Origin of the sequence: Pedobacter sp. (assembly GCF_031119335.1) — a bacterium.
Lineage (GTDB): Bacteria > Bacteroidota > Bacteroidia > Sphingobacteriales > Sphingobacteriaceae > Pedobacter.
This window is the reverse complement of the sequence record NZ_JAVHXT010000005.1, coordinates 13,716-33,772: the sequence shown is the minus strand read 5'-3', so window position 1 is coordinate 33,772 and position 20,057 is coordinate 13,716. Positions and strand designations below refer to the sequence as shown.

The 20,057-nt window shown below is 37.4% G+C and carries 20 protein-coding genes; 14 read left to right on the top strand and 6 right to left on the bottom strand.

What is annotated here, in order from left to right; all coding sequences use genetic code 11:
• Positions 1–21: 21 nt before the first annotated feature.
• A complete protein-coding gene (locus REI64_RS07100; protein WP_308849417.1) occupies positions 22–2,442 on the bottom strand; it encodes a heavy metal translocating P-type ATPase in 2,421 nt (806 codons plus the stop codon).
• A 210-nt stretch (positions 2,443–2,652) separates the two neighbouring features.
• Between REI64_RS07100 and REI64_RS07095 the strand changes: the two genes are divergently transcribed.
• From REI64_RS07095 to REI64_RS07080, 4 genes are all read left to right on the top strand, one after another.
• A complete protein-coding gene (locus REI64_RS07095) occupies positions 2,653–2,763 on the top strand; it encodes a phenylalanyl-tRNA synthetase subunit alpha (protein ID WP_138722808.1) in 111 nt (36 codons plus the stop codon).
• A gap of 143 nt (positions 2,764–2,906) precedes the next feature.
• Complete coding sequence (rlmD, locus tag REI64_RS07090; RefSeq protein ID WP_308849416.1) at positions 2,907–4,346, top strand: 23S rRNA (uracil(1939)-C(5))-methyltransferase RlmD; 1,440 nt, start codon at positions 2,907–2,909, stop codon at positions 4,344–4,346.
• 44 nt (positions 4,347–4,390) lie between these two features.
• Positions 4,391–4,939 (top strand): hypothetical protein, encoded by a 549-nt coding sequence (locus REI64_RS07085; protein WP_308849415.1) that lies wholly within the window; start codon positions 4,391–4,393, stop codon positions 4,937–4,939.
• Between the two features lie 3 nt (positions 4,940–4,942).
• Positions 4,943–5,353, top strand: coding sequence for a hypothetical protein (locus REI64_RS07080; RefSeq protein ID WP_308849414.1), 411 nt, complete (start codon positions 4,943–4,945; stop codon positions 5,351–5,353).
• Between the two features lie 176 nt (positions 5,354–5,529).
• Here the strand turns inward: REI64_RS07080 and REI64_RS07075 are convergent, their stop codons facing one another.
• Positions 5,530–6,240, bottom strand: a complete 711-nt coding sequence (locus REI64_RS07075; protein WP_308849413.1) for a head GIN domain-containing protein — start codon at positions 6,238–6,240, stop codon at positions 5,530–5,532.
• Positions 6,241–6,370: 130 nt separating this feature from the next.
• Between REI64_RS07075 and REI64_RS07070 the strand changes: the two genes are divergently transcribed.
• Entirely contained in the window at positions 6,371–6,880 is a 510-nt protein-coding gene (locus REI64_RS07070; RefSeq protein ID WP_308849412.1) for a phosphoribosyltransferase family protein, read from the top strand.
• 160 nt (positions 6,881–7,040) lie between these two features.
• Here the strand turns inward: REI64_RS07070 and REI64_RS07065 are convergent, their stop codons facing one another.
• A complete protein-coding gene (locus REI64_RS07065; protein WP_308849411.1) occupies positions 7,041–8,018 on the bottom strand; it encodes a Fic family protein in 978 nt (325 codons plus the stop codon).
• A 77-nt stretch (positions 8,019–8,095) separates the two neighbouring features.
• On the opposite strand from REI64_RS07065, the gene REI64_RS07060 reads away from it, so the two are divergent.
• From REI64_RS07060 to REI64_RS07050, 3 genes are all read left to right on the top strand, one after another.
• Complete coding sequence (locus REI64_RS07060; protein WP_308849410.1) at positions 8,096–8,944, top strand: 4-hydroxy-3-methylbut-2-enyl diphosphate reductase; 849 nt, start codon at positions 8,096–8,098, stop codon at positions 8,942–8,944.
• A gap of 150 nt (positions 8,945–9,094) precedes the next feature.
• On the top strand, positions 9,095–10,105 hold the full coding sequence (hemH, locus tag REI64_RS07055; protein ID WP_308849409.1) for a ferrochelatase: 1,011 nt from the start codon (positions 9,095–9,097) through the stop codon (positions 10,103–10,105).
• On the top strand, positions 10,105–10,716 hold the full coding sequence (locus REI64_RS07050) for an HAD family phosphatase (RefSeq protein ID WP_308849408.1): 612 nt from the start codon (positions 10,105–10,107) through the stop codon (positions 10,714–10,716). The genes hemH and REI64_RS07050 overlap by 1 nt, the downstream gene beginning before the upstream one ends.
• A gap of 18 nt (positions 10,717–10,734) precedes the next feature.
• Here REI64_RS07050 and REI64_RS07045 read toward each other — a convergent pair whose 3' ends face one another.
• Positions 10,735–11,733, bottom strand: a complete 999-nt coding sequence (locus tag REI64_RS07045; protein WP_308849407.1) for a glycosyltransferase family 92 protein — start codon at positions 11,731–11,733, stop codon at positions 10,735–10,737.
• Positions 11,734–11,981: 248 nt separating this feature from the next.
• On the opposite strand from REI64_RS07045, the gene REI64_RS07040 reads away from it, so the two are divergent.
• The 3 genes from REI64_RS07040 to REI64_RS07030 are packed head-to-tail and all read left to right on the top strand — an operon-like array spanning position 11,982 to position 14,574.
• Positions 11,982–12,974: a Stealth CR1 domain-containing protein gene (locus tag REI64_RS07040; RefSeq protein ID WP_308849406.1), complete on the top strand. Its 993-nt coding sequence runs from the start codon at positions 11,982–11,984 to the stop codon at positions 12,972–12,974.
• 11 nt (positions 12,975–12,985) lie between these two features.
• Positions 12,986–13,780: a glycosyltransferase gene (locus tag REI64_RS07035; protein WP_308849405.1), complete on the top strand. Its 795-nt coding sequence runs from the start codon at positions 12,986–12,988 to the stop codon at positions 13,778–13,780.
• Positions 13,771–14,574, top strand: coding sequence for a glycosyltransferase family 2 protein (locus REI64_RS07030; protein WP_308849404.1), 804 nt, complete (start codon positions 13,771–13,773; stop codon positions 14,572–14,574). Before REI64_RS07035 ends, REI64_RS07030 begins: the two co-directional genes overlap by 10 nt.
• On the opposite strand, the gene REI64_RS07025 is transcribed toward REI64_RS07030, so the two are convergent.
• A complete protein-coding gene (locus REI64_RS07025; RefSeq protein WP_308849403.1) occupies positions 14,564–15,454 on the bottom strand; it encodes a capsular polysaccharide synthesis protein in 891 nt (296 codons plus the stop codon). The two genes, REI64_RS07030 and REI64_RS07025, sit on opposite strands and share 11 nt — an antisense overlap.
• A 72-nt stretch (positions 15,455–15,526) precedes the next feature.
• Positions 15,527–16,555, bottom strand: coding sequence for a hypothetical protein (locus REI64_RS07020; protein WP_308849402.1), 1,029 nt, complete (start codon positions 16,553–16,555; stop codon positions 15,527–15,529).
• 106 nt (positions 16,556–16,661) lie between these two features.
• Here REI64_RS07020 and REI64_RS07015 point away from each other — a divergent pair, with 106 nt between their 5' ends.
• The 3 genes from REI64_RS07015 (at position 16,662) to REI64_RS07005 (ending at position 20,056) form a co-directional block, all read left to right on the top strand.
• On the top strand, positions 16,662–17,654 hold the full coding sequence (locus tag REI64_RS07015; protein ID WP_308849401.1) for a capsular polysaccharide synthesis protein: 993 nt from the start codon (positions 16,662–16,664) through the stop codon (positions 17,652–17,654).
• Between the two features lie 82 nt (positions 17,655–17,736).
• Complete coding sequence (locus REI64_RS07010) at positions 17,737–19,047, top strand: UDP-glucose/GDP-mannose dehydrogenase family protein (RefSeq protein ID WP_308849400.1); 1,311 nt, start codon at positions 17,737–17,739, stop codon at positions 19,045–19,047.
• A 1-nt stretch (position 19,048) separates the two neighbouring features.
• Positions 19,049–20,056, top strand: a complete 1,008-nt coding sequence (locus REI64_RS07005) for an SDR family oxidoreductase (protein WP_308849399.1) — start codon at positions 19,049–19,051, stop codon at positions 20,054–20,056.
• Position 20,057 lies beyond the last annotated feature (1 nt).

The following is a 20,057-nucleotide window of genomic DNA, read 5'->3' as shown; positions in this document are numbered from 1 at the left end:
AATTAACCGATTAACGACCAATTAATCCGTCCATTTCAGCCTCAAGCTGTTGCTTACTACGCTAACCGAGCTTAATGCCATTGCTGCTCCGGCCCACATAGGGTCTAATAAAAATCCGTTAATTGGAAATAATATGCCAGCCGCAATTGGAATACCAATAACATTATAAATAAAAGCCCAAAATAGGTTCTGTTTAATAGCCTTTACGGTATTTTTTGATAAGTGTATTGCCTCAAGAATTTTAGCTAAGTCAGAAGAAATGATAGTCATTTTAGCCACATCCATTGCAATGTCACTTCCCTTGCCCATTGCAATGCTTACATCTGCCTGAGCAAGTGCTGTGCTATCGTTAATGCCATCGCCTACCATTGCCACTACATTACCTTTTTCTTGTAATTGTTTAACGAAAGCCGCTTTGTCGGCAGGCAATACGTTAGCCCTATATTCGTCAATATCAAGTTCATTAACTACAGCATTGGCAGTTTGTTCATTATCTCCAGTAAGCATATAAACTTTAATGCCTTCTTTTTGAAGTTGTTGTATTGCTTGTTTCGAAGTGGGCTTAATTTGGTCGGCGATAGCGATAGCCGCTAAAACACTTTTTTCGTCACAGAAGAGAACTACGGTTTGCGCCGCATACAATTGTTGGTCAACCCATTTTCTAGCTACCGCAGATATTTCTATGTTTCGATCTTTTGCCAGCAGCTCGTTTCCGATAATGTAAGTACGTTGCTCAAATTTTCCTTCAATACCTTGTCCGCTGATATTTTCTATGACAATTCCGTTTAAAAACGCCGAATTATCTTTTAAGTGTGCTGTAACTGCATCTGCAAGTGGATGCTCGGAAGATTTTTCAACGCTATAAAGAATGTTTTGGTATTGCTCATTAAATTCCTCGAACCATTTAATGGCAGTTACTTTGGGTTTGCCTTCGGTAATAGTTCCTGTTTTATCCAAGATAATTGCATCCACTTTTTTGGCTAGCTCTAGACTTTCCGCATCCTTAATTAAGATGCCTTTTTCGGCACCTTTGCCCACACCAACCATAATTGCGGTAGGTGTTGCCAATCCTAAAGCACACGGACAAGCAATAACCAATACGGTTACAAAAGCAACAATGCCTTGGCTCAAACCATTTTGACCTCCTGAAATTATCCAAAGCAGTAAGCTGAAAATAGCAATTCCTATTACTATTGGTACAAATACAGCCGCAATTTTGTCCACTAATTTCTGCACAGGCGCTTTACTGCCTTGTGCATCTTCCACCATTTTAATAATATGGGCTAGAATAGTATCACTCCCTACTTTTTCAGCTTTAAACTGAAAACTTCCTTTTTGGTTAATCGTGCCAGCAAATACAGCAGATCCTTCAGTTTTCGAGATAGGAATTGGCTCACCGCTAATCATGCTTTCGTCTATGTAAGAGCTGCCGCTAACCACAGAGCCATCTACAGCAATACGCTCGCCAGGTTTTACCAAAAGAACATCGCCTACCTTAACATCACTAATAACACTTTGCATTTGATGCCCACCTTCATGTACAACAGTTACATGTTTCGGTTGCAAGCCCATCAGTTTTTTAATAGCAGATGAGGTATTACCTTTCGCTTTTTCCTCTAATAACTTTCCTAAAAGGATGAAGGCAATTACAATTCCCGCCGCTTCAAAATACACATGAGAATGGATGCCTATGCGAAGCATAAAATCTGGGAAAAGTGTAACCAGCACACTGTAAATGTAGGCTGTTCCGGTACTAATTGCCACCAAGGTATCCATGTTCGCAGAGCGATGTTTCGCCTGTTTCCAAGCACCTACAAAAAACTGCCTACCGTAAATAAAAACCATAGGGGTAGATAAAATCCACATGATGTAATTTCCATAAGGGATATCCATAAAAAACATCCCAATTACAAATAATGGAGCAGCTAAAATTAGCGCACCAACTGCTCTTTTTCTTAATGCCTGATATTGTTTTTCTTTAATATTAGACAGCGTCTCTTTGGCTTCGTTGTTGTCGTTAATCAGCAAATCATAACCAGCTGCTTGCACGGCTTCTTTTAATTGCTGCGCTGTTACTAAACTAGGAATATATTCTACTTTTGCCGAAGTATTGGCGTAATTTACTTCCGCCTTTACCACGCCAATTTGATTGTTTAAAGTAGCCTCTGTATTAGCTGCACAAGAAGCACAAGACATATTGGTTACAGGAAAAGTTTGTTTAACGGTAGTAACCTCGTAACCTAAATCCCTAATCTGTTTTACTGTCGCTTGTACCGCCTCTTCTGGATATTTCTTAGCCGTAACAATTGCTCTACGATTATTCAATTCTATTTTGTGAGAACTGATTTCCTTGATTTCTGCCAAGCCTTTATCAACAATAAGCGCACAATGTTCGCTGTCTACATTTTCTAATGGGATATATATTGGCGTCTCGGCTTTCATGACTTGTTGTTTTATAACACAAAATTACCTTTGAATGTTAGAAGATGTGTTACATCATTCCTTAGAACATTTATATGTTTTTACCCACAGTACTTGTCCCGACTTTCGGGACAAGTACTGTGGGTAACTTATAATTAACAAAATTATAACATTATACTGATTTGGTTTTTGGTTCAAAAATATTATATTTGTAATGATAGCATTATAATTATGAGTCAAGAAGTGTTAGAGATTTCTGTAATGGTAGACGAGCAGTTCGACGTAAATTTTAATCTTGCTGATGGTGTTTTGGGTTTAATTCTAAGCATTTTTGAAGGTTAATTTACATAGCTGAAATTCATTCTACAGCACAGGTCTACCGCCTGCCAGCTATTGCTTTGCCTAAACTTTAGTTGTTGCTTCTCCATTTACTCATTCAATCATTCAAAACTCAATCATTAAATAAACGTCGTATATTTGCGGCAATGAGCAGAAAAAGAAAAAATACTGAACCTATCAGGATTTCTGGTTTAAGTATTATTGATATTGCCGAAGAAGGCAAAGGGGTGGGCAAAGCCGATGAATTGGTAATCTTTGTGGATAAAGCAGTTCCTGGTGATGTAGTTGACGTGAGGTTAGTGAAGAAAAAGAAAAACTTTGCAGAGGCTGTAATCGAAACCTTACATACGCCATCCGCTTTGCGCCAAGATGCTTTTTGCAGCCATTTTGGTACTTGTGGCGGTTGCAAGTGGCAGCACATGCAGTACAGTGCGCAATTAACTTACAAACAAAAAAGTGTAGAGTCTGCTTTACAGCGTTTAGGTAAGGTAGATGTGAGCAATATCGAACCAATTTTAGGTTCAGGTCAAAATCAATACTATCGTAATAAATTAGAATATACATTTTCAAATAAGCGTTGGTTAGATGCGGCTGATATGGTAGACCAAGCCGAAGGTAGAGAAATGAATGCGCTAAACGCTCTCGGTTTTCACGTTCCAGGTCGCTTTGACAAGATTTTGGGAATTGATCATTGCTATTTGCAGGCCGATCCAAGTAACCAAATTCGTTTAAAGGTTCGTGATTACGCACTGCAGCACAACCTTAGTTTTTACGATTTGCGTAACCACGAAGGTGAAATGCGTAACCTGATTATCCGTACTTCGAGTACTGGAGAAATTATGGTGGGCGTTGTCTTTGCTTACGCTGAACAAGAGCAGATAGATGGTTTGATGGAGTTTTTGGAAGCCACTTTCCCTGAAATTACTTCGTTGCAGTATATTGTAAACCACAAAAAGAACGATACTATTTTCGACCAAGATGTAATTACCTACGCAGGCCGCGACCATATTTTTGAAGAAATGTCTTTGGGTAATGGCAAAAGTGTGAAGTATAAAATCGGTATCAAATCGTTTTATCAAACTAATTCCGACCAAGCTTACGAGTTGTATCGTATTACTAAAGAATTTGCCGATTTAAAAGGTGATGAGCTGGTTTACGATTTATACACCGGAGCTGGAACCATAGCCAATTTTGTAGCTCATAGTGCCAAACAGGTGGTTGGTGTAGAATATGTGCCATCTGCTATCGAAGATGCGAAATTCAATTCGAAGCTTAACGGAATTGATAATACCATTTTCTACGCTGGTGATATGAAAGATATCCTGACAAGAGATTTCATTGCAGTGCACGGAAAACCAGATGTGGTAATTACAGACCCGCCAAGAGCCGGAATGCACCAAGATGTGGTTGACAGATTGTTGGAAATGGAAGCCGAAAAGATTGTTTACGTAAGTTGTAATGCAGCTACACAGGCTAGAGATTTAGCTTTGTTAACCGAAAAATACGAAGTGGTTCGCATCAAGCCTGTCGATATGTTTCCGCATACGCAGCATGTAGAAAATGTGGTTTTGCTAAAACTTAAATAATTCGACGCTGTTAGGAATTGATTATCAATAGCTTTAATATGCAGATGAAGAAGTATTTTTTTTTACTGTTCTTGGCAAGCGTCATTTTCGCTTGTAGAAACAAGCAAACAAAGGAAGTAGAGGTGACTATAAAAACATTTATGGTTGATGCCGATACAACCGTGGTAGATACCGTATTGCTGAGTGAAAAAGATACTGCATTTGTGATTAAGCCAAAGATAACAGATGACCCTACCTTGCAGGAAAAGAAAGTATTCGAAATAAATATTCTATTTAACGATAAAAAATGGCCAACGTTAAATTTCAAGCAGGCTATTGGTGCAGATTTGTTTCTTGTTGAGGATGTAGATGGAGATAATAAACCTGAATTGTTGCTGCGTCCAGAATGGTTTAGCAGTTGCTGGGCAAGTGTCAACCTGTTCAGCATGAAAGATGGCGCTTGGAAAATGGTTAAAAATGGAAGTATGTATTTTTGTGCTGATGAATACCCTTTATCCAAACGTATAGAAAAAAATAATGATAAATATTATCTGCTTACGGATAGTTTGACAGATGATAAGTTTGTAATTAATAAAAAAGAAATCAAGTTTTAAGAAATGGAATCGGAAGAGCTATTAGGTGGAATAAATCCGAACGGAGGAGAGCAAAAGGAAGAGAAAAAACAAAGCCCTTTGTTAAGTTTAGAAAAGGATTTATCGTTTTACGCCGAGTCGATTAAAGAGGTTGCCGTAGAGATTATGGTTGAGGGAATTTCTGCAACGCCTATTTTTATTGCGCACCAACATGAAGTTAAATTGGGAGAAATGATTTTAAATAGAGAAGAGCTAAACACCAATTGGACGATACAAGCTTCAACCCTAGAAGAGTTTATTGAGAAAGGCATTATAAAGCCAGAAAAGAAAGAGCATTTTCTTAAGAACTACAAAAAACCTGAAGATTTTATGTGCGTTTTTGTGATTGTACCAGAGGGAGCTAATTTCATTTATTATCCTTATTCAAAGAAATAAATTTGGGTTTGCTGGTTTGTGAAGAACCCATTCAAACAAAAAAGCCAATATCGCATCCACGGTATTGGCTTTAACTATTAACTAAACTAAATTTATTTTTATATTTTATTGACCATAGGCCTAATCCAGTTTTGGGCTTCTGTCAAAGCCTCCCCTTTGTGGAGGTTGGTGGGGCTTTAATTTACATGGGTAATGTCTGCACTTTTTGAATTTGAAACTTTCTTTAGTGCCGCATTTCCTTTATAGTGGATATCGCTACCGCCTGTAGCGTTCGCTGTCAATCCTTTATTTACATAGATGTTTGCATCAGAACCGCCGCTACTATTAACCTGGGCGTAATTCACTTTAAACTCAAAAGCATCTACATCGCTACCACCGCTCGTATTTAAAATCATATTTTCTGCAGAGCCTTTTAAATTGATATCGCTACCGCCGCTAGAAGAAATGGTAATATCCTTACAAACAATACTTAAATCCATATCGGCACCTCCCGAAGATCTAAGAGTAATTTTTTCAGTGTTGATAGTGTTTTTAGTTTCTACATCACTACCACCAGAAGCCGAAAGAGCCGTTAATTTTTTAACAGTAACATGAACGTGGATTTCTGTGTTTCTAAACAGGCGGCTCCAATTAACGCCTTCTTTGTACTTAATGGTAAGGTTATTTCCATCTTGCTCCACTACCACATCTTTAATTACATCTTCTCTTCCCTGTATTACTACGCTTTCTGTGTTCCCTTGGGTAATGAAAAGGTCTATTCCGCTACTTACGCCTATACTGGTAAAGTTCTTTGCGCTTACGCTTCTGGAGCTTTGGGCCGCTACGTTTAAAGTTATAAAGCAAGCAATAAACAAGCTGCTAATTTTTAAAAGGAAAGAATTTCTCATGATATTTCGATAATTGGTTTAACTATTAGACGTTCGGTACTGTTAAAACGTTGCACTAACGATTAAAAAAAAATCAATGTTTGATATTGAGGCTTAAAGTCGTTCTTTTGTAGTAATAAATCTCAGAAAGATGCCCCAAAATCAAGTACTTATTTTAGATAAGAAACAAATACAGCAAAAAATCAACAGAATTGCCTATCAGATATTAGAAGATAATATAGATGAGAAAGAAATAGTAATAGCCGGAATTTGGGATAGAGGCTACAAACTTGCCGTGCGTTTAGAAAAAACGCTTAAAGAAATTTCGGAGCTTAAAATTACGATGTTGCGTGTTGATATTGAAAAGCAAAGCAGTAAGCTTGTTGCTAAAACAGACCTGCCAGAAAACAATTGGAAAAACAAAGTAATTATTTTGGTAGATGATGTGCTGAACAGCGGTAAAACTTTGGCTTATGGTTTGGGCGTGTTCTTGAATACTCCTCACAAAAAAATAAGAACAGTGGTTTTGGTAGATAGAAGTCACAAAATATTCCCTATTGCAACAGATTTTGTCGGACTTGAATTGGCTACAGTTCTTAAAGAGCATGTAGATGTAATTATGGATGTGGAAGGAGAAGAGGATAGAGTTTATTTGAGTTAAATTTGGATTTCTGCGTTACACCGAGCTCTCTTAGGTGCGCTTTTATTAAGTAGTTTAAAGCCCGAAGGGCTGATATTGTTATAGCCTTGGGTTTTGTAAATTTCAAAACCCCGAAAAGGGGTGAAATTATGTTTTGAAGAAAAAGATAGGCTCCAAAAACCTACCTTTTTCTTTTTCTATTTACCACGTATTTTTCTATTGCCTCTTTGGTAGTCAGCCAGTTTTTACCTTCTTTATAAGCATCAATTTTCCCTTGCCTGGCCAATAAGCTAATGTATTCTTGCCCATAAGGGAAATTAGGTTCTTCTACAATGGTGGAGATTGGTTCGTAATCATCGTAGCTGTTGCCCGGCATGGCATTAATGTACATATTTAAAGATCGCTCGGTAGCTTGTAGCATCAATAAACAAAGTTTATGGTAATTGCCATTATTGGCTTGGTTAAGTGCATCATAATATTTCTTCCTATCGTTTTTTAAGATGATAGCTGGCGGAAAACCTTTTCGCATTAAAATTAAATTCATAGCTAAACGAACTGTACGGCCATTGCCATCAAAGAATGGATGTATCCAAACCAATTTGTGGTGAAATAGTGTTGCCAGCACAAGATCATTTGCGTTTAATGGATTATCGTTTACAAATGCAACTAGCTCATCTAATAAATCTGGAACTTTTTTGGCACTAGGCGGTGTGAAATTTGCACCAACAATACGTACGCCTCCATTTCTTAACCTGCCTGCATATTCATCTTCTATATTTTTTAAGATATAACTATGCAAATTTAAAACATCAATACTCCTTAAAGTGTAACTAGTATTTACCAAGCTGTACAGATAGTCTATCGCTTTTTCGTGGTTCACAACTTCAAAATGCTCTCTTAAAGATTTACCGCCTACGGTAATGCCTTCTTCTAAAATAAGCTGCGTTTCTCTTAGATTAAGTGTGTTTCCTTCGATACTATTAGAGTTGTATGTCCATTCTAGATTTAGTTGTTCTTTAATTTTATACAATACCGAGTTGGGCAAAGGTCTTGATTGGTCAATCTTTGCTTTTTTTTCGTACAGCCTATCTACGTGAGGCTGTAACTCTACTAGGTCTTCTAAATTAAAATTCCACATCTCCTTTAATATCGTTAACAAATATATTTATTTTATCCGATATTAAAAATTTTTCATCAATTTAAACTTCTTCTATGTACCTTTGTTCTGTATTCGCTATGAGCTATAATTTAAAAGTTACGATAGATAAATCTTCCGGTTTTTGTTTCGGGGTAGTTTACGCCATCGATATGGCCGAAGATATCTTAGACCAGGAAGAATATTTATATTGTCTTGGTGATATCGTACACAACGACGAAGAGGTAGAGCGTTTAAGAGCTAAGGGCCTTCGGATTATAGATCACGAAAATCTGAAAGAGCTGCGCAATGAAAAAGTGTTGATCAGGGCACATGGTGAAGCTCCTTCTACTTACGAGTTGGCTTTGGCGAACAATCTTACACTTATCGACGCATCTTGTCCCGTAGTACTGAAATTGCAAAATCGCATCAAAAGTACACACGATGATGGAGAGCATATCCTAATTTTTGGTAAACACGGGCATGCCGAAGTTATTGGCTTGCAAGGTCAAACTGATGGCAAGGCAACGGTTTTTATGGATATCGCCGAGCTAGATAATGTGGAGCTTCCAAGTAAATTCACGCTTTATAGTCAAACAACAAAAAGCGTTGATAAATTCTATCAAATCAAAGACGAGTTAATTAGCAGAGGTTACGAAGTAAAAGCAAATGATACGATATGTAGGCAGGTTTCTAATCGCTACGAAGATTTAGAAAAATTTGTTGCTGATTTTGATAAAATCGTCTTTGTTTCTGGTAAAAAATCTTCTAACGGAAAAGTACTTTACGATGTTTGTAAGAAGCATAACGACAATTCTTACTTCATTTCTAACGTAGAAGAGTTGGATCAATCGTGGTTTAAACCCAACGATAAAATTGGCATCTGCGGAGCAACATCTACACCAATGTGGCTCATGGAGCAAGTAAAGTCGCAGTTAGAAAGTTGGTAATAGTTGATTTACGTAAATTTTGTCGCAAACTGTAAACTGCTAACTGCCAACTGCTAACTGCCAACTGTTCTGTCTGCTTTCTGTCTTAAAATCTAAAATCGTACCTCTAAAACCGTAAATCGACTTATATTTGCCGCAAATAAGAAATTAATGGCCAAGAAAGGTATACTGCTAGTTAATCTGGGTACTCCAGATAGTCCGGAAGTTAAAGATGTAAGAAAATATCTTGATCAATTTTTGATGGACGAACGGGTAATCGATATCCCTAAATTAAATAGAACACTATTGGTTAAAGGTATCATCGTACCTTTCCGCAGTCCAAAAACTTCTAAGCTTTACAAAGAAATTTGGAACGAAAATGGCTCACCTTTACTCTATTACAGCGAGTTGCAAGCTAAAATGTTGCAAGAAAAACTTGGTAAAGAATATCAGGTAGAATTGGCAATGCGCTACCAAAGTCCATCTATCGAAAACGCTTTAGAAAAGTTAAAAGCTGGTTTGGTTAGCAGTATCAAAGTAATTCCTTTGTTTCCTCAATATGCTTCGGCAAGTACAGGTTCAGTTTTGCAGCTGGTAATGGAGCTAATTAGCAAATGGCCAACTATACCTCCAGTTTCTTTTGTTAATTCGTTTCACGATAACGATTTGATGTTGGAAATTTTTGCAGACAATGCAAGAAAGCACGGCTTAGAAAATTACGATCACGTGTTGTTCAGTTTCCACGGCTTGCCAGAAAGACAAATGTCTAAATCGGATCATACAGGTAAATATTGCTTAAAGGTTACTAACTGTTGTGATAACTATAATAATGCGAACAAATTTTGCTACTCTGCACAATGCCACAACACGGCAAAACTTTTAGCTGCAAAATTGGGAATAACAAGAGAAAATTACTCTGTTTGCTACCAGTCTCGCTTAGGTAAAGAACCTTGGATACAACCTTATACTACCGATACACTTAAGAAATTAGCTTCAGAAGGTAAAAAACGCTTGCTGGTTTTCAGTCCGGCTTTTGTGGCCGATTGCTTGGAAACCCTATATGAAATTACCGTAGAATACCACGAAGAATTTAAGGAGCTGGGAGGTGAGCACGTACAGTTGGTAGAAAGCTTAAACGACGACCCAAGATTTATTGATGCACTTGCAGAAATGTCTAAATAATGGATACTAAACACTTAGAAAAACTAGAGCTTTTAACTAAAAGAACCGAAGGCGAATACAAAGCTTTTTTATACGATTGCGATGGTACGCTTGCCGATAATATGATGGCTCATAAATTGGCCTACGAAGAAGTTGCCGCCAATTACGGAGTTGGTTTGGATCTAAACATGGTTGATGAATTTGCAGGTATGCCAACTGCAATTTTTGCCAACGAAATCACAAAAAGATATGGAATAGCGCTGCCAGACACCTTTGCGAGTGAAAAATCACAAATCTTTATTGATAAATACATCGAAAAAACACAACCCATTTCTTATGTTGCCGAACATCTTAAAAATCATGTTGGTAAAGTTAAAATAGCTGTAGTATCTGGCGGAAGCAGAAAAACCGTCACCAAAACGCTTACTGTACTAGGTTTAATCGATCTGATAGATGTAATGGTTTGCGCTGGCGAAACCCCTAAAGGTAAACCCGCTCCAGATCCTTTTTTAGCAGCTGCTGAAGCTCTAGGCGTAGATCCAAAAAAGTGTATTGTTTTTGAAGATGCAGATTTAGGTGTTCAGGGAGCTATTGCTGCAGGAATGGATTGGGTCAGGGTAGATAAAATTTAGTAAGGTAAACTTCCTCAATTAGTCTTTTTCAACTTCGGTGGCTTCTTCAACATCATTAAGGTCAAGCCAAGTAAAATAACCCAAATCACGTTGTTCCAATGCTCTGGCACGCCCACGAGCACGCTTTTGCAGAAACTCCTCGTAAGATTTTACAGCATAGTGGTTAATTCGAATAACGTCATGCTGTGGTTCTCTATCACGAAAATGTTTTTCTACAATGTTTCCGTGCGAATCGGCAGTTTTTCCGTCTAATCTAGCCACTTCATGGCAACCAATAAATGAGAACACACGGCGAGGGTTGACAATACTTTTTACATGTCTATTTGCCCCATGACTTGCCAATGAATGTTTCCTAAAACGTTCCATCACTCCTCCATTTTCTTTTGTTTTAGCACCACCACTTCCGTACACTAGCCAGTTAATTTCTACGGCAGCGAAACTTTCAAATCGTTTTAAAAAATCTGGGATAGACTTGTCTTTAACGGGTTTAATAAATTCGTCTAGGTCAATAACCGCAATCCAATGTGTATCCAATCGATGCTTTTCTAAACAATCGTCATAAGCCGGGAGCTGTTGCTTCATTCCAGGCCAAAATGTATATTCAACAATACCAGTTTCTATATAGGGGGTTAAAATTTCTTTGGTATTGTCGGTGCTTTCATTATCATAGATATAAAACTTTTCTACACCCACGCTGCGATGCCATTCTATCCATTCTTCAAAATAAGGACCTTCGTTTTTTGCTATTGCACAAACTGCTAGATAATGCTGCGTTGCAACCTCTTTATTGCGCTGCATTTTGGATTTTAAACTAATTGCGTTAAATGGTCCGTAGCGTAAAATTCCACGCCACCTATTTCTAGTCATTTTATGAGGAATAAGTCCTGCAATTACTTCCGCAAATCCTTTTTTGGTAACATCAGCTAAATTAATTTTTGTTAATATTTGATGCCACTTTTCCTTTCTAGCTTTATTAGGAATGAATGATGTTAAGAAACTTACAATTGTCTTATTCATTTATTTGTACTTTAAGTCATAGATGTTTATGCTAATTTTAATGATCACCATTTGCATACACTACCTAGAACTCGCTACAAAGATAAGAAAACGGCTAAAGAATTTGTTCCATTTAACTGATAGTAAGTAGTACGACGCGGAGGTAATGTTTAATAAATTAATAGCACAAGATGTGTTTGCAAGCCATTATTAACGAATTTATCTATCTTTACATGCTATAAATTTGACTAAATCAAGGCAAGGCAGATATGGAAATAGATTTTGTAATTACCTGGGTAGATATGAACGATCCAAAATGGCAGCAGGACTTCGCTAAATATTCAGGTAAAATAGATAATACTAAGAATGAGGTCTCTCAAGCCCGTTTCCGTGATCATGGTTTGCTTAAATATTGGTTTAGAGGTGTTGAGAAGTTTGCGCCTTGGGTAAGAAACATCCATTTTGTAACTTGCGGTCAGCATCCCGAATGGATGAACATCGACCATCCGAAGTTGCGTTTGGTAAATCATGAAGATTATATTCCCAAAGAGTTTCTACCTGTTTTTAATTCTAGTCTAATCGAAATTTACCTTCATAAAATCCCAAATCTTTCTGAGCACTTTGTTTATTTTAATGATGACTTTTTCATTACTAATCACATTACGCCAGAACGTTTTTTTAAGAACGGATTGCCTAACGATATTGCTGCTTTCAGGCTGAACTTTGGTTTGTCTTTGTGGAGTAAGTGTCTTAAAAATAACATCAGAATAATCAACAAGCATTTCGATAAGAAGGAAGTGTTGAAAAGAGATCGTGATAAATGGTATGATGAAAGTTATGGCAGCAGAGGTAGATTAACCAAGCAATTATCATTTTATGATAAGTTCATTACTTTGAGAACTCCACATAATGCGCAGCCTTATCTAAAGGCTACCTTTGAAGAAGTTTGGGAAAAGGAAGGTGAGGAGCTAAAAAAAATGTCTCATAACAGGTTTCGTAGCCCCAATGATTATACGCAAGAGCTTTTTAGAACTTGGCAAATTTGTAGGTCTAATTTCAATTCCTACAATACTTATCAAAATACTAAAATGTTCCCGCTATTGTTTAAGGCAGAAAAAGCGATGAAAGCCATAAGGGAGCAGCGCTACTCATTGGTTTGTATTAATGATAATGAGCACATGAGAAATTATGAACAAACTATGGCAAGGGTAGAAGATGCGTTTGAGAGTATATTACCTGAAAAATCTAATTTCGAGCTTTAAACATTTTAACTATGAATAGCGAACCTTTGGTTTCTGTAATAATTCCAGTGTATAACGGTGAGCAATATGTAAAGCCTTGTCTGGATATGATGATGAAGCAGTCTTACAAAAATCTGGAAATAATTGTTGTTAATGACGGTTCGGCTGATAATTCTGCCGCTATGACACAAGGTTATCAGGTAAAATTGATCAATCATGAGCAAAACCGCGGACTATCTGCTGCAAGAAATACCGGAATAGATGTTGCAAAAGGTGAGTTTATCCATTTTATGGATGTAGATGATGAAATCAATACAGATTATTACAAGGCGCTGGTTGATGCAATTACAGAGACTGGATCGGATATCGCCTGTGGCGGAATGATAAATGAGAAGAAGAATTACAAAACTTGGTTGTTTAAAAAGCGGGAGGTATTTACATCTACTAATGATAAATTGAAAGCTACATTTGTTGGCAAATGGGGTTATGTTTGGCGTTATTTGTTCAAATTGGATTTTCTAAAACAGCATAACCTTCGTTTCGAGGAAGGTCGTTTTATTGAAGATTTGATGTTTTCTTTACCAGCGGTTTTTTATGCTCAGAAGGTAGTGGTGGTTCCAGGTGCAGAATACTTGTATTACCAACGTGAGAACTCTATTATGACTAGAAAAGACGAAGCGCATCGTAAAAAACGTCGTGACGATCATAATCATGCAAAAGCTTATCGAAAAGCATTTGCCCAACAGCATAACATTAAAATTCCAGGTTTGGATACCGGTCGTGCAGCCTATGTTTTACGTAAAATCGTAAAATTGATATGGAAGTAAGCAACCAACCTTTGGTATCAGTTATTGTTCCTATATACAACGGTGAGCAATATGTGAAATCTTGCCTGGATATGCTATTGAGCCAGTCTTACAAGAAGCTCGAAGTCATAGTAGTGGATGATGGGTCTAAAGATCAGTCTGGAATTATTGCCGAAAAATATCCCATTAAAATTATCCGTTTAGAACAAAATAGAGGCCTTTCTGCAGCTCGAAATGTAGGTGTTAAAGCAGCCGCTGGAGAGTATATCCATTTTATGGATGTAGATGACACAATAAATATCGATTACTACAAGAATATGGCCGAGGCATTGGTGCTAACTGGTGCCGACCTAGCTTGCGGAGGTATGGTTAATCAAAAGTTTCGTCATAAAACTATTCGATTTAAACAACGCAAAGTCTATTCTAATACCGAAGAAAAGCTAAAGGTTACCTACGTAGGCAGGTGGGGTTACGTTTGGAGGTATCTATTCCGTGCTGAATTTCTGCAAAAGCATAATTTGCATTTCGAAGAGGGGCGATTTATAGAGGATTTAGTATTTTCTGTGCCAGCGGTTTATTTTGCAGAGAAGATGGTAGTGGTTCCAGACGCTGATTATACCTACTACGAACGTGAGAACTCCATTATGACTAAAGCTAGTAAGGCGCACCGCGAAAAGGTGCATCAAGATTGGCTTCATGCAAAGGCTCGTATGCTTGATTTTGCCCAGAAACATAATTTCTCCATTCCGGGTGTCAACTCAGGCATGTTAGCATACAAGTTGTGGAAAGTTAAAAATCTTTGGGCTAATCGTTAGCATTTTGCGTGTACAGTAGCTCTCCTAGCCAAGAATGTTTCTTGTAAAACTTCCGTTCAATATAGTAATCTAAGCGTCGTCTGTCAAAGCGGATCAACTTAATAAGGTTAGGAAGTAGATTTACTTTTTTATTGAATAATAGCACATCTGCCATTGCAACTTCATCCCACTTTTTCTTGAAGCCCAGGCCGTAACTAAAGGCATCATCTTCTGCCCTCAACAAACTAAGTCTATATTGTTGGTTTTTGCGCATTACAATTTGTCCAGCCATATATGAGGCATAGTATGTGGCATCCAAGGGGAAATCAGCTAAAGGTAATACGTCGTTATTTTCGTAGTAAGTATCCGAATTTGCACTTAGTATACAGTTCTGATATTCTTCCCGCCATGCCTTGATGAAAGCTGATTTGGGTAGTGCGGCAATAAACCAGGTTTCTATCATTGGGAATTTTTCTTCCCGAGTATTTTCGTCGGTATAATAAAGTACAACTTCAGAATGGTCTGTTTGTTGAAGCCCTAAAGCCCAGTCAAGCCGTTTTGATAGCAGAACTGTGGCATCGAGGTAAATTCCACCATGTTGCTCTAAAAGCATCAGTCGAACCATGTCCGAAACAAAATTGGAAGGTTTCTCAAGTAGTTTCTTTGGAAAATTAGGAAGATAATCAAAGAGGTTAGCTTTATTTATAAAATGAACTTCATAGTCTGCATGCAGGTTGTTGATAATATCTATACACAATTGAACAGTTGCCGAGTTGAGGATTTCATCATTCCAGTAAAGCCAAATGACTTTAGGTATGCTATCAGTGGTGTTAGATTTTTCTCCAGACCCCCAAACGAAATGTTTTACCTTTCCATCAAAACGTGGTGTGCTCTGCCTCAAGACGCCAAAGTAAAGCCTTAGTCGATGGTTAAGTTTAAATTTCATTATTAGATTGTCTTTACTATCAGTAGTTTATAATTTTTTAGGGAAATTTATAGGTAGGTGAGGTTTAACATCCATCACATATTTTATCCAGTTTGTAAAACTATATTTCTCGTAAATTTCCTCTGGCAAATCTTTATAAGGAGTAGAGATGAATTTTTCCAATCCATCAAGATTACCGTTTTCTATTACAAAAATGTTTTCTGGGCGATAAAAATCATACTCTTTTATCAAAGCGTTATTGGTGATCAATTTTTTCTTATAACCTAATGCTTCGAAAGGTCTCATAGAAAGTCCGGAATGTACATTATTCGCAAAATCAATAATTATTTTAGATTGAGAAACATTCTGCACATTTTCCGAAAAGGTGAGTTCATTACTCAATATATTTATCGGTTCTTCTCTCACTTGATTAGCTTGATCTTCGGAATAAACATATAGATTAATGGATGTTTTCAATCCTAAATCTTTCAGTTTCCTAGATATATTTAGTAGCAGTTCTATTCTATCTGCTTTATAATTTCCTATAAAATAAGCGTCATTTTTATTTTCTTTCGGATTAATGTCGTCAAAATAAAAATTTGTAAGAGGTAACAACTTTTCATTTTTCAGATCGTTAAAATCAAAAACAAAAAATCGCTCGAAAAATTTGATCTTTTTGTGAGCCTCGGGATAAACGTTCATACCATCCCACTGATAGGCAACTAACTTAGAAGAATGTCCTCTCACAGTTTCTATTAGCTTATCAGAAAAGTTATCAGGACGAATGAAAAGTGCAAAATCAAATTGATTGATATTTTGCTGTTTTAATTTTTCCAACTGCCCAAAAAAATCTAATAATTGTTTTCTTTCTCTTTTATATGTTTTTATTCCAAGAACTATTTTCTTGTAAAGATGAATAAGAGTGTTTTTTAAGCCAATTTTTAAATTTACATCACTTGAGATATTAAAAACAACAAAGCCTAATGCCTCTAGGTTTTTCCTAAACCTGTTTGGAAGTCCAATGTAGTCTGGAACCGCAATGAGAATAGTTTTGCCCTTAAATTCGTTTCTTGACATGAAGTGGTTTATCTCTTATTTCTGTATTTTGCAGCGATAAAACTACATAAATTACATACTGTTTCGGCACAAATAAAAGAAAATTATCTACGTTTGTGATAACATAATGGTCATTCAGACTGTGTTGCGCAGTTGGCGTAATGGCAGTAACAGAAAGAATATGAGTAAACAGCAGAGCCATTTCGATCTTAAATCAATACCTAATAAAGTTTGGGGATTAATCCGCAATCAAATAGTAGCCCGTAAACATGGTCGAGTTGTTAAGTTCTGGCAACCTCTTATAACAGATTACTTCGAAGGAAAAATCAAAAAGAATTCTTTAAGAGCAAAGCAACAAATTAGCAAAAAAGTCATTTGGCAATATTGGGGACAATTAAACGATGGATCTCCGCTGCCAGCGGTTGTACAGCGGTGCTTTGATTCTGTAGATAAATATAAAGGCGATTATCAGGTTGTTCGCCTAAATGATAGCAATATACGAGAATATCTAGATTTCCCAGACTTTGTTTGGAAAACAGAAGACGAAACCAAGTTCTCGAAAGTGTTTTTTTCGGATCTACTTAGGCTTGCGCTGCTTCACGTTTACGGTGGTGTTTGGCTAGATGCAACTATTTTGCTTACTGCCCCACTGCCAGAAAAGTTCAGCAATCAAGATTATTTTGTTTTTCAGCGTAGTGATGATGAACCAAATAAATCATTCTGGGCAGGTCCTCATACCAGCTATTGGAGTTGGGATCCGAGATACAGAGTAAAAATGTTAAACAGTATCATTTTTGCGAAAAAAGGTAGCGTGCTGATAGCTACAATGGTCGATCTAATTCTGCATTATTGGAAAACACAGGATCAAATCATCAACTACTTTTTCTTCCAAATACTATACGATGAATTGGTGAACGGTGAATTGAAAAACTTAAAATGTACGGTTGTATCAGATACTTTGCCCCATGTTTTACGAGTATTGGTAGATGGTAATGATTACATGCCTTTAGCAGACCTATTAAAAAAAGTCAATATGCACAAGCTTACTTATTTCGAAGACAAGCGTATTGCCGAATTAGATAAACTACTGACACTAGCAGACGTAAAGGATCAACATTAATTTTATAGAAGTAGGTTCTTTCCAGCCTCATCTTATTACTAAGTTTTAGTATATTCGCTGCTATTAAATCTAGAATTAATTTATGAAGATAGCAGTAATTGGTACTGGTTACGTAGGTTTGGTAACTGGTACTTGTTTAGCCGAAACAGGAAACAATGTAATTTGCGTAGATATTGTTGAAGAAAAGGTAAATAAAATGAAAGCAGGGCAATTGCCAATTTACGAGCCCGGCTTAGATGTACTTTTTCATCGCAATATTGCCCAAGGTCGTTTGTCGTTCACAACTAATTTGGCAGAGGGCATTAAAGAAGCGCAAATTATTTTTATGGCGTTGCCTACTCCTCCAGGTGGTGACGGTGCTGCTGATCTATCGTATATTCTAGGTGCAGCTAAAGACATATCAAAGCTAATTACCGAATATAAGGTGATTGTAAATAAATCTACGGTACCTGTTGGCACTGCCGATAAAGTTGCTGCGGTTTTTGCAGAGCACACCAACATTGAAGTCGATGTTGTTTCTAACCCAGAATTCTTACGTGAGGGTGTAGCGGTTGATGATTTCATGAAGCCAGACCGTGTCGTGATTGGTACAAGAAGCGAAAAAGCAAAGAAATTAATGGGTGAACTTTATGCACCGTACGTACGCCAGGGAAACCCAATCTATTATATGGACGAGCGTTCTTCGGAACTGACAAAATATGCCGCCAATTCTTTCTTGGCTACCAAAATCACTTTCATGAACGAAATAGCCAACCTTTGCGAAATTGTTGGTGCCGATGTTGATGCGGTGCGTAAGGGAATTGGATCAGACGATAGGATTGGTAAAAGATTTTTGTTCCCGGGCATTGGTTACGGTGGAAGCTGTTTCCCTAAAGATGTACAGGCTCTAGAAAAAGCTGCGGTAGAGCATAAATATGATTTCAAGATATTGAAGGCCGTAATGGACGTAAACGAAAAACAAAAAGTTGTTCTAACCGATAAAGTCTTGAAGTATTACAAAGATGATATAAAAGGCAAGAAATTTGCACTTTGGGGTTTGGCTTTTAAGCCAGAAACCGATGACATTAGAGAGGCACCAGCATTATATATCATTAAAGATTTGTTAGCTGCTGGAGCAGAAATTACTGTATTCGATCCGGAAGCAATGGAGAATGTGAAAGCATTATTGGGTGATAAAATTAGCTATGCTAAAGATCAGTATGAAGCCTTAGGAGGTGCAGATGCTTTGTTAATTGCAACTGAATGGCCTGTTTTCCGTAATCCTGATTTTGAAAAAATGGACGAGGTATTGAAAAACAAAGTAGTTTTTGATGGACGTAACTTATTCGATCTTCAAAAAATGATAGACTTGGGTTATTATTACAACAGTATCGGCCGTAAAATCATTAGCTAAAATGGAAAGTAAAGAGCGTAGAGAGCGTAAAAGGGTATTAATAACTGGTGCAGCCGGATTTTTGGGTTCGCACCTTTGCGATAGATTTATCAAGGAAGGATACCATGTTATCGGTATGGATAACCTGATTACAGGTGATCTGGCCAATATCGAACATCTTTTTAAGCTGGAGAATTTCGAGTTCTATAACCACGATGTTTCTAAGTTTGTCCACGTTCCCGGAAAGTTGGATTATATCCTGCATTTTGCTTCACCTGCAAGTCCTATCGACTATCTGAAAATTCCTATCCAAACCTTAAAAGTAGGTTCTTTGGGAACACATAATTTATTAGGTTTGGCAAAAGCTAAAGGCGCTAGGATGCTCATTGCATCAACTTCGGAGGTATATGGCGATCCAAACATCAATCCACAGCCAGAAGAATATTGGGGAAACGTAAACCCAGTTGGCCCACGTGGCGTTTATGATGAGGCAAAGCGTTTTCAAGAAGCGATAACTATGGCTTATCACACTTTTCATGGAGTGGAAACCCGCATTGTACGTATTTTCAATACTTATGGCCCGCGTATGCGACTAAATGACGGAAGAGTGTTGCCAGCCTTCATAGGTCAGGCATTGAGGGGCGAAGATTTAACGGTTTTCGGTGATGGTAGCCAAACACGTTCTTTCTGCTACGTAGACGATTTGATCGAAGGTATCTATCGTTTGCTGCATTCTGACTATGCTAGTCCGGTGAATATCGGTAATCCAGATGAAATCACGATTAAACAGTTCTGTGAAGAAATCATCAAGTTGACCGGCACAGATCAAAAAATTGTGTATAAACCTTTGCCACAAGACGATCCCAAACAGCGTAGACCGGATATCACTAAAGCGAAAGAGCTTTTGAAATGGGAGCCAAAAGTGAATAGGGCAGAGGGATTGAAAATTACTTACGAATATTTCAAATCGTTATCGCCAGAAGCGTTAGCGAAGATAGACCATAAAGATTTTACTACCTATAACAAATAAT

What these genes read in the sequence shown, in the direction of transcription:
- hemH (WP_308849409.1), top strand. Translation starts at nt 9,095, where the DNA reads ATGGCCAAGAAAGGTATACTGCTAGTTAATCTGGGTACTCCAGATAGT.
- REI64_RS07100 (WP_308849417.1), bottom strand. Translation starts at nt 2,442, where the DNA reads ATGAAAGCCGAGACGCCAATATATATCCCATTAGAAAATGTAGACAGC.
- REI64_RS07040 (WP_308849406.1), top strand. Translation starts at nt 11,982, where the DNA reads ATGGAAATAGATTTTGTAATTACCTGGGTAGATATGAACGATCCAAAA.
- REI64_RS07030 (WP_308849404.1), top strand. Translation starts at nt 13,771, where the DNA reads ATGGAAGTAAGCAACCAACCTTTGGTATCAGTTATTGTTCCTATATAC.
- REI64_RS07095 (WP_138722808.1), top strand. Translation starts at nt 2,653, where the DNA reads ATGAGTCAAGAAGTGTTAGAGATTTCTGTAATGGTAGACGAGCAGTTC.
- REI64_RS07075 (WP_308849413.1), bottom strand. Translation starts at nt 6,240, where the DNA reads ATGAGAAATTCTTTCCTTTTAAAAATTAGCAGCTTGTTTATTGCTTGC.
- REI64_RS07035 (WP_308849405.1), top strand. Translation starts at nt 12,986, where the DNA reads ATGAATAGCGAACCTTTGGTTTCTGTAATAATTCCAGTGTATAACGGT.
- REI64_RS07060 (WP_308849410.1), top strand. Translation starts at nt 8,096, where the DNA reads ATGAGCTATAATTTAAAAGTTACGATAGATAAATCTTCCGGTTTTTGT.
- REI64_RS07015 (WP_308849401.1), top strand. Translation starts at nt 16,662, where the DNA reads ATGGTCATTCAGACTGTGTTGCGCAGTTGGCGTAATGGCAGTAACAGA.
- REI64_RS07010 (WP_308849400.1), top strand. Translation starts at nt 17,737, where the DNA reads ATGAAGATAGCAGTAATTGGTACTGGTTACGTAGGTTTGGTAACTGGT.
- REI64_RS07045 (WP_308849407.1), bottom strand. Translation starts at nt 11,733, where the DNA reads ATGAATAAGACAATTGTAAGTTTCTTAACATCATTCATTCCTAATAAA.
- REI64_RS07005 (WP_308849399.1), top strand. Translation starts at nt 19,049, where the DNA reads ATGGAAAGTAAAGAGCGTAGAGAGCGTAAAAGGGTATTAATAACTGGT.
- REI64_RS07085 (WP_308849415.1), top strand. Translation starts at nt 4,391, where the DNA reads ATGAAGAAGTATTTTTTTTTACTGTTCTTGGCAAGCGTCATTTTCGCT.
- REI64_RS07020 (WP_308849402.1), bottom strand. Translation starts at nt 16,555, where the DNA reads ATGTCAAGAAACGAATTTAAGGGCAAAACTATTCTCATTGCGGTTCCA.
- rlmD (WP_308849416.1), top strand. Translation starts at nt 2,907, where the DNA reads ATGAGCAGAAAAAGAAAAAATACTGAACCTATCAGGATTTCTGGTTTA.
- REI64_RS07070 (WP_308849412.1), top strand. Translation starts at nt 6,371, where the DNA reads ATGCCCCAAAATCAAGTACTTATTTTAGATAAGAAACAAATACAGCAA.
- REI64_RS07050 (WP_308849408.1), top strand. Translation starts at nt 10,105, where the DNA reads ATGGATACTAAACACTTAGAAAAACTAGAGCTTTTAACTAAAAGAACC.
- REI64_RS07080 (WP_308849414.1), top strand. Translation starts at nt 4,943, where the DNA reads ATGGAATCGGAAGAGCTATTAGGTGGAATAAATCCGAACGGAGGAGAG.